This window comes from Nocardia sp. NPDC059228 (assembly GCF_042754245.1).
Classification (GTDB): Bacteria; Actinomycetota; Actinomycetes; order Mycobacteriales; family Mycobacteriaceae; genus Nocardia.
In genome coordinates this window covers 1-1,618 of sequence record NZ_JBHZAL010000100.1, presented here as the reverse complement: position 1 = coordinate 1,618, position 1,618 = coordinate 1, and the positions used below count along the sequence as shown (strand labels likewise).

3 protein-coding genes are annotated in these 1,618 nt (G+C 64.6%); all 3 read right to left on the bottom strand.

Going from position 1 to position 1,618, the window contains the following annotated elements:
• Positions 1-25: 25 nt before the first annotated feature.
• Positions 26-499, bottom strand: a complete 474-nt coding sequence (locus tag ACFXKA_RS42690) for a flavodoxin family protein (protein ID WP_379431858.1) — start codon at positions 497-499, stop codon at positions 26-28.
• A 103-nt stretch (positions 500-602) separates the two neighbouring features.
• The gene (locus ACFXKA_RS42685; protein ID WP_379431857.1) at positions 603-803 is read right to left on the bottom strand and encodes a hypothetical protein; all 201 of its coding nucleotides are present in this window, start codon (positions 801-803) and stop codon (positions 603-605) included.
• A gap of 473 nt (positions 804-1,276) precedes the next feature.
• On the bottom strand, positions 1,277-1,618 hold a 342-nt coding region (locus tag ACFXKA_RS42680), incomplete at its 5' end, for a hypothetical protein (RefSeq protein ID WP_379431856.1).

Below are 1,618 nucleotides of genomic sequence, written 5' to 3'. Positions count from 1 at the left end.
CCCCAACGCATTCCGTCAGCAATGGTCACCGACCGAGTTCGAGCAACAAATCCAACTCGCATAACCGGTGGGCCTGCAACCGGGGCCCAGTCACGTTCGGTCGTCCTTTCCTGATTCCACCCACCGGTTTGAACGGCGCAAACGTGTCCCACGCACGGCACGAGAACGTGTCGACCACCTCGAACCCTCGCTGCTCGAGCAGCCGCACCAGCGGACGAGTGAACGGCCGCAAACTCGGCTCCGGAAATCCGCTCGTCGCGAAAACGAATGCCTTGCCGCGCTGCGCCTTCGGCAGTGCTCCGACGAACTCACGCAACCCCGAATGGAACGCCCCCATGAAGATCCCCGAGCCGAACCCCACGAGATCGCAATCCGACAGCGTAGCCGCATCGACCTTCTCCGGGCTCATCACCCGCGCATCGAGCACCTCCCCCATCACATCAGCGACCTTCTTCGTATTGCCGTGCGACACCGACGCACACACGATGATCGTCTTCATTGCGATTCAATCCCCCTCAACACTCTCGAATGCCTTGCACCACTGGTCGAATCCGTACCCATCATGGGGCACCATGTGAAGTTGCGCGTAACCGGTCCGATGGTCAGGCCGTGCCGGCGGGGAACAGGGCACGCGGTTCGAGGTCCAGGCAGGTGACCGGCTCGCCGTCGGGTGGGGTGAGGTTGAGCACCCAATCACCGAAGCGGCGGATCGTGCGCGTGATGTACGGGGTGATCGTCGCGAGATCATCCGGATCCACCGGATTGTCGGGCATTTCGCTGGTGAGGCACGGGTGATTATTCACGTGTTGCGGACCGAAGCCCGCGGCGAGGCCGGCAGTCCCTGGAGCCGCGACAGCCCCGGCACCAGGGGCAGCGGGGAGGGTTTACGCGACAGTTGATTCCGCAAGGTCACCGGTGACCCTCAAAATCAGGGCCGCGCCGGACCCGTTTGCCCATAGCGCCCAGATCCCTTCCTGGAATGACGAATTCCACAACACCTGTTGCCATTGCTGCTACGCTCCAGCAAGCCGCTGACCTGCACCGAGACCTTCGCTCGACTTACGCAACCTCCCGGGACCCCCAGAGAAATCACGAACATCCCGGTGACCACTGCCGAGAACAACGCGAGCACCACGGCCAGCCCCAGGCACAGGCTCGTGATCCCCTTGTCCCACGCAGGGATTCGCTGACGCGTTGGCCAGCTCGGCACCGGCGCGGATGTCGTTGTCACGCATACGAGCATCGCCGCCTCACGGCTCCCGGCCAATCGGTAGAACTACCCGCCCGGCCGCCGCTCATCGGAGGCGTCGTCGGAGGTGTCGCGGTTCCACCGGGCCAGCCAGCTACGGAGTTCCAGTTCGCCGAGGTAGCCGTGGTATTCGAGAACTCCCATGACCGCCAGGCCCAAGCACGGGGCGGTGAGCATCCAGTCCCCGTAGAGGGCGGCCACGCCCGCCGCACACACGGTGGCGGCGACGGAGGCCGCCGAGATTTTCTGCTGCAACGTCGTCCCGGCATCCTGACCCCTCCCGGCCGGGCAGCGCAGCAGTTTGGTGTGTGGCAGATCAGTCGATGCCGTAGCGGGCGGCGATGGCGTCGACGCGGTCGAGCAGGTCGT